General features: G+C 66.8%; 7 protein-coding genes and 2 tRNA genes. 7 read left to right on the plus strand and 2 right to left on the minus strand.

Annotated features, from left to right (window positions below):
* Positions 1-218 precede the first annotated feature (218 nt).
* Complete coding sequence (locus ACFWI9_RS32300; RefSeq protein WP_387168276.1) at positions 219-1,358, minus strand: glutathione-independent formaldehyde dehydrogenase; 1,140 nt, start codon at positions 1,356-1,358, stop codon at positions 219-221.
* Positions 1,359-1,562: 204 nt separating this feature from the next.
* Between ACFWI9_RS32300 and ACFWI9_RS32305 the strand changes: the two genes are divergently transcribed.
* Together ACFWI9_RS32305 and ACFWI9_RS32310 are read left to right on the plus strand one after the other, a co-directional pair.
* Positions 1,563-1,754, plus strand: coding sequence for a hypothetical protein (locus ACFWI9_RS32305; protein ID WP_030931808.1), 192 nt, complete (start codon positions 1,563-1,565; stop codon positions 1,752-1,754).
* 149 nt (positions 1,755-1,903) lie between these two features.
* Positions 1,904-1,988 (plus strand) — tRNA-Ser (locus ACFWI9_RS32310).
* Positions 1,989-2,010: 22 nt separating this feature from the next.
* Here the strand turns inward: ACFWI9_RS32310 and ACFWI9_RS32315 are convergent.
* Entirely contained in the window at positions 2,011-2,901 is an 891-nt protein-coding gene (locus ACFWI9_RS32315) for a hypothetical protein (RefSeq protein WP_387168279.1), read from the minus strand.
* 397 nt (positions 2,902-3,298) lie between these two features.
* Here ACFWI9_RS32315 and ACFWI9_RS32320 point away from each other — a divergent pair, with 397 nt between their 5' ends.
* The 5 genes from ACFWI9_RS32320 to ACFWI9_RS32340 all read left to right on the plus strand — a co-directional run bounded on the left by ACFWI9_RS32320 (position 3,299) and on the right by ACFWI9_RS32340 (position 6,146).
* Complete coding sequence (locus ACFWI9_RS32320) at positions 3,299-4,024, plus strand: class I SAM-dependent methyltransferase (protein WP_387168282.1); 726 nt, start codon at positions 3,299-3,301, stop codon at positions 4,022-4,024.
* 148 nt (positions 4,025-4,172) lie between these two features.
* Entirely contained in the window at positions 4,173-4,523 is a 351-nt protein-coding gene (locus ACFWI9_RS32325) for a hypothetical protein (RefSeq protein WP_387168285.1), read from the plus strand.
* Positions 4,524-4,537: 14 nt separating this feature from the next.
* Positions 4,538-4,867, plus strand: coding sequence for a DUF6233 domain-containing protein (locus tag ACFWI9_RS32330; RefSeq protein ID WP_387168288.1), 330 nt, complete (start codon positions 4,538-4,540; stop codon positions 4,865-4,867).
* Between the two features lie 110 nt (positions 4,868-4,977).
* A complete protein-coding gene (locus ACFWI9_RS32335; RefSeq protein WP_387168291.1) occupies positions 4,978-5,832 on the plus strand; it encodes a pentapeptide repeat-containing protein in 855 nt (284 codons plus the stop codon).
* 242 nt (positions 5,833-6,074) lie between these two features.
* Positions 6,075-6,146 (plus strand) — tRNA-OTHER (locus tag ACFWI9_RS32340).
* Positions 6,147-6,223: the final 77 nt, after the last annotated feature.

The raw sequence follows: 6,223 nt of genomic DNA on the forward strand, positions 1-6,223 counted from the left end.
TCCACCGCATTACCCGGCCCCCGCGGGGCCCCCCCCCCGCGCGGGGGCGGGGGGGCGCTGGCCGGCGCGGGCGGGGCCCCAGCGGGTGGGGGGGGCGCGCGCGGGCCCCCCCCGCGGCCCCCCCCGAGACCCCCCCCCCCCCACCCCCCCCACACCCGCCGGCCGCCCCCCCCGCCCCTAGTCCCGCCGCGCCCCCCCCTCTCCGTCGCGTCTCCTGGTCAGCTGTTCGGGTGCAGCACGACCTTGGTGTAGCCCTCGATCCGCTTGTCGAACTTGTCATACGCCGACGGCGCTTGGTCCAGCGGCAGTTCATGGGAGACGACGAAGCTGGGCTTCGCCCTGCCCTCGATGATCATGTCGCGCAGATAGCGGTTGTAGCGCTTCACGTTGCACTGCCCGGTGCCCATCCGCAGGCCCTTCTCGAAGAGCTTGCCGATCGAGACCAGCAGCATCCCGTGCTTGGCCTCCTCGTCAGGACCGCCCGGATCGGCGGGCACGTACAGACCCGGTACGCCCAGCGCCCCGGTCGCCCGTACCGTCCCGACCAGCGAGTTCAGCACGGTCGCCGGCTCCTCCTGGTCCTTGCCGTGCGCCATCGCCTGGTAGCCGACGGCGTCCACGCCCTTGTCCGTGCCGATACCTTCCGTCTGCTCCTTGATCTGCTCGACCGGGTCGCCCTCGGCGAAGTTGATCGGCACCGCCCCGATCTCCTGGGCCTTCTGCAGCCGTTCCGGTACCCGGTCGACCACGAACACCTTCTTCGCGCCGCGCAGCAGAGCGGAGTAGGCGGCCATCAAGCCGACCGGTCCGCCTCCGTACACGGCGACGCTCTCGCCGGGGCGCACGTCGGCGAGTTCACAGCCGTGGTATCCGGTGGGGAAGATGTCGGCGAGAAGCATGAAGTCCGTTTCGTGCTCGTTCCCCGGTGGCAGTTTCAGGCAGTTGAAGTCGGCATAGGGCACCCGCAGGTACTCCGCCTGGCCGCCCATCCACGGCCCCATCGCGACATATCCATAAGCGCCACCGGCGAAGCCCGGGTTGACGGTCTGACAGAATCCGGTGAATCGCTCGACGCAGTTGGTACAGAAACCGCAGGCGACATTGAAGGGCATGACCACGCGGTCGCCTTCCTTGAGCGCGGTGACGCCCTGGCCGGTCTCCTCGATGATCCCCATGTTCTCGTGCCCGAACACGATGCCGGGCTCCGCCGCCGTACGGCCCTCGTACATGTGCAGGTCAGAGCCGCATATCGCGGTGGATGTGATGCGTACGATCACGTCGTTCGGGTGCTGGACGCCCGGTTTCGGGACGTCTTCGACCGCGACGGTGAACGGTCCTTTGTAGACGACGGCCTTCATGCCTGCCACCTCCGCTCGGCGATGCACGTGCTGTACCGCCCCCGGCCAACCCCCACCCGCGTCCGGCCCCCCCCCGCGCCTCGAGTGACCCATCTCTCATGATTCTCCGACCTCAGGTACCGGACAACCCGGTAATGTCATGATGAATCCCAGAAGCCCTGGTCAGCCCTGGTATGTACCGAGGAAACGGAAAGCGAGGACGAAATGGCGGCACAGCGACTCGGAACCCTGCTCGTCCCCGTCCCCGGCCTGTCCGGCACCACCTACCCGCCCGGCACGACGGTCACGGTCCGCGGTCGCGGCGCCACGGTGGACGCGTTCGTCAACGGCGACTGGCTCCCGCTGTCCTGGTGGGAGTTCTCCGACGGCCTCCGCGAGGACATCGCCGACCGCTGACCGAGCCCCCCGCGGAGTTCGAGGGCCTGTCGAGAGGCGCGGTGACGGGATGGGCGGGAGCCTGCCTGCCGACGTAGCCCAGGCTTCGGTACCGAAGCCGCCCAGCGGGTAGGCTGTAGCCCGCTCCGCAGCAGGTGATGCGGGGCTTGGGTGGGTTGCCCGAGCGGCCTAAGGGAACGGTCTTGAAAACCGTCGTGGCGCGAGTCACCGTGGGTTCAAATCCCACACCCACCGCAGCAGGTCAGAAGCTTGCAGGTCAGAAGGGGTGCCACTCTCCAGAGCGGGACCCCTTCTGCGTGCAGGCTGTCTCACCCTGAATCGGCGGTATCCCACCTCTGACCAGCACGTGCGGCCAACCTGCGGCCAGGATCCACGTCTCTTCGGCCTCGTCTTCCTGCTCCGCCAACCCTTGATCGATCAGCTCGTTCATCCTCGCCTCCTCACCGTCCAGCACCTTGGCGTAGTAGCGCTGAAGCACCGCGATGCTCTGCCCCGCGCGCCGCGCGGTCTCGGCCAGGCTCACCCCGGAGCGGAGCCAGAACGACACGCAGGCGTGGCACAGGTCGTACGGGATGGAGACCAGGGGAGAGGCGACCTGGGCGGCCGTCAGCGCCTTCTTGCGAGCCTCTTTCCACGCCGCGCCGTACTCCTGAGACCGGACGGGCCCGCCCCGCACGGCACTGAACAGTTGGCCCCCGGTCGTGGTGCCGAAAGCTTCGAGGTGGGCACGCAGGATGGCGACCAGTACCGGCGGGATGGGCACCGGTCGGACCGCGCGGCGGGCGCGATGCTTGAGCTGCCGCTCTTCGTACGGCTTGCCATCATCGGTCCAGGCGGATCCCACCTGCGGCCGTGCACCGGCAAGCATGAGCCGTCCCCAACCCTCTGGAGGTAGTTCGCACTGCTCCGCGCTCAACATGGAGACCTCCTCTGGCCGCATCGCGGCGTAGTAGATGCATGCGTAGAACGCGACCAGGTGGGCGCCGCGCGGCCCCTGCGCGCGGACAGCATCCAGCAGCGCCCGCGCCTGCGCCGGTGTGGCGACGCTGCCCACGGGCCTCGATTCGGGCGACAGCATGAGCACGGGGTCACCGGCAGTCCATTCGCTCAGTCCCGAAGGGCCGGCGACAGGACCTCCGGTCAGCACGGCTGCTCTCTCCCTCACCGTAGGTCGACCATGGCGGGCCCTGAGGCGATGGTTCTCCTGTAAGCGGTGCCCGCGCTGTCCTCGATGTCCTTTGGCAGCGAACCTTGAGCGTGTGCCATCGAAGTTTGAGTGGTCCGAGTCACAGATTCTGTGTTCGTGGTCTCGCTGCGGCGGGAAGGGTGCCGGCCGCCGCGCTCAGCTCGCCCGCGGATACAGACGCGTGGGCCCGCCTAACTCAACCAGAAGCAGCCGGCGGCTCATTCGGCCGTCGCACAGCCAATTGAGCCGCCGACTGGTTTCCGGATCTGCCCGAGGCTCCAGGGTGAGTCCACGGTTCGTGCAGCGCGGAACGTTGAGCGGCGGGTAACCCCTCATCGTGTGTGCAGTTGAGCAGCGCATGGAACAGTACGACCTGATCAGCGAGCGTTTCGTCCAGCTGAAGATGACGGCCGCGTATCCGGCCGCGGACACCTTCACGGTGCTGCGCGAGGTCGGGCGTGTACCCGGGGCGGCGGCGTTGGACGTGGCCTGCGGGTTCGGATTCAACACACGGCTGCTGGCCGGCCTGGGCGCGTTCCCGGTGGTGGGGGTCGACATCTCGCCCGAGATGGTGCGTCTGGCCCGGGAGCACGAGGCGCATCAGCCGCTGGGGCTCACGTACCAGGTCGCGGACGCCGCTGTCATGCCGGTGTTCGGAGCGTTTGACCTGGTGACCGCCGTCTATCTGTTCAACTACGCATCAGGCCGGGATGTTCTGCAGGCGATGTTCGAGCGCATCCGTGCGAACCTCAAGCCCGGTGGACGCCTGATCGCGTTGGTGCCCAATCCCTCCCCCTTTCCCGAGGGAAACTGGGACGTCTACGGCTTCCGTGTCGATGAGCGCATCGCCCGGCCGGACGCCTCCTTGCTGAAAGGGGCGTTCCTGTCCGACCCCGCGGCCCCGCTGGAGTTCTACGAATGGCAGCTCGGCGATCTTGTCGAGATGGCGGAGAAGTCCGGGTTTACCGACGCCCGAACCCGGCCGGTCGCACCTCCGCCCGCCACCCCGGCCCGCACCACGGAGTTCTGGCAGGGCTACATCGACAGTCCGGTTAGCAGCGTCCTCACTTGCACAGCCGCCTGACCGCACCGCGAACTTGGGTGGCACAGACTTGCGGCAGTCAAGGATCTGCGGCATTCGATCAAGGTTCGATGGCACAGGACACTCGATGCGGGAACGGTCTGGCCTACGAGTGACCACCCAAGAATTCGAACAGTAGTATCATTTTAATGTGGCCGATTCCTACCCTGCTGACCTGATCGATGCGCAGTGGCGCCTGCACCGAGCGCGGGCTGAGTACGAGGCGTTGTGTGCCACGCTGCCGTGGTCTGTGGAACCGATGGTGGGCTGGCCGGGCGCGGAGCACCCGCACACGGGGGAGATCACCGGCGGTCGTGAGGACAGCCCCGGCTACACCCCGGAGCAGGTCGCTGAGGTGGATCGGCTCGAGAAGCTGCTGCAGGAGCTGTCGATCACCCGGGCCACGCACCCGTACTGGTGGACGGTGGGAGCCGGGGAGCGTGTGGCGGCCCGGATGCGGCTGAAGAGTCTCCCTGACGTTCAGTCGATGGATGGCTCGTAGGCGGGAGCTGTTCGATGCCTGAGCTCACGACAGCGGAGCGGCTCCTGCGGCAGCGTGCCCTGCGCGACTGGCTCACGTACCAGCTGCGACTGACCGAGGGGACTATCTGCCAGCTCGAGGCCGAAGAGGCCGAGCAGGAGCGCCGGCGGGAGAAGGAGAGCGTCGCGCGGCTCTGGAAGCTCCAGCCCGGCAGGGTCAGCGGCATGGAGCCGATGCTGCATCGGGCCGACTGCAGCCTGTACAAGACGCAGTTGGGCTACCTCGATCGCGAGCACGTGCTTGTAGCCCTGGAAGAGTTTCCCGAACTGGAGGTCTGCGGGATCTGCGACCCTCTGGCTGACTAAGCCCTGCAGGGCATGCGTTCCGTCGCCTTCTTTGAGACTGAGATAGGTCCTGCTGCTACAGCTTCGCAACTCTCATGTGCCAGACCGCCTGCTGCCGTATGAATGGCCTTATGGCCACCATCCCGCCCCGTCGCCAGCGCACTGCCCGCTTGCAGCGCGTTGCCCGCCAACGCACTGCTGTTCCCAGATCTGCTGCCGATCGAGAGTCGACTCCCGTTGCTCCGGCCGCTCCTGAGCCAGGTATCGCGGTACCTTCCTCCACTGCCGCGGCCCCGCCCGCACCCGAGGTACCTGCGCAAGCCAACCGGTGGTCGCACATCAACCAGGCCGCGAACACGATTGCCGCTCTCGGCACCCTCGTAGTGATCCTCTTAGCTTGGCAGTCGCTCAAGCAGGTCGACAACGAGCATGCTCTGACACGTGAGGGGCAGGTCACCGACCGCTACAACGATGCCGTCAGCAACATCGGCGACGACTCCTTGGAAGTACGACTAGGCGGCATCTACGCACTTCAACGCATTATGCAGGACTCCTCCCGCGACCAGCCGGCCGTCGTCCATGTCCTGTGCACGTACATCCGCAACCATGCCAAGAAACCGAAGCAATCTAAGGACGCCTCCAAAGAGCCGGCCAGTGACATCCAGGCGGCCCTTTCCGCTATCGGCTCCCGGAATCCCGAACACGACGGCACCGCCCGCGTAGACCTTCGCGACACGTACTTGCGCGGCGCGAGGTTGCGCGGGGCGGAGCTCGGAGACGCAGACCTAACAGGAGCGGACCTACTCGACACGGAACTGGATGGGGCGAACCTACGCAATGCAGCCATGGAAGGGGTGGACCTGCGGCGAGCATCCGCGGATGGCGCTGACCTGCGCGACGCAAGTATGCGTAACGCGGACCTGAGAAGCGCGAGCCTGACCGGTGCGTCTCTGGACCGTGCGGACCTGGCCGGCGCGAAGCGATAGCAAGATCGCTTAGTGATTATCCGGGTTCTGCAAGATCTCCTGGAACGGAACGGAAGCTGCGGCCATGGTCTGAATCTGACAGGTGCCACTGACAACAGAAGCTGGAACGACGTCAGTTGCACGAGCCGTCAGCCTCACTGGCGGGTGAGCAGTGCAGCTGCGGGGACGCGGTCATCCTGCGGCCAGAACGGCTCGCGTCGCCTGAATCAAGCAGGTATACAGGCAGGTCACAGGCGGTTCTGGGGATGCTCAATCGCCGGTCTTGAAAACCGTCGTGGCGCGAGTCACCGTGGGTTCAAATCCCACACCCACCACGCAGGTCAGAGATTTAGCAGGTCAGAGGGCGGACGCCGGATTCCCGCGTCCGCCCTCTGCGTTCACCCAGTCCCCA

The organism is Streptomyces sp. NPDC127084, from assembly GCF_042724175.1.
Classification (GTDB): Bacteria; Actinomycetota; Actinomycetes; order Streptomycetales; family Streptomycetaceae; genus Streptomyces.

Coding starts and splice junctions, on each gene's coding strand:
- ACFWI9_RS32300 (WP_387168276.1), bottom strand. CDS start 1,358: ATGAAGGCCGTCGTCTACAAAGGACCGTTCACCGTCGCGGTCGAAGAC.
- ACFWI9_RS32305 (WP_030931808.1), top strand. CDS start 1,563: ATGGCGGCACAGCGACTCGGAACCCTGCTCGTCCCCGTCCCCGGCCTG.
- ACFWI9_RS32320 (WP_387168282.1), top strand. CDS start 3,299: ATGGAACAGTACGACCTGATCAGCGAGCGTTTCGTCCAGCTGAAGATG.
- ACFWI9_RS32330 (WP_387168288.1), top strand. CDS start 4,538: ATGCCTGAGCTCACGACAGCGGAGCGGCTCCTGCGGCAGCGTGCCCTG.
- ACFWI9_RS32335 (WP_387168291.1), top strand. CDS start 4,978: ATGGCCACCATCCCGCCCCGTCGCCAGCGCACTGCCCGCTTGCAGCGC.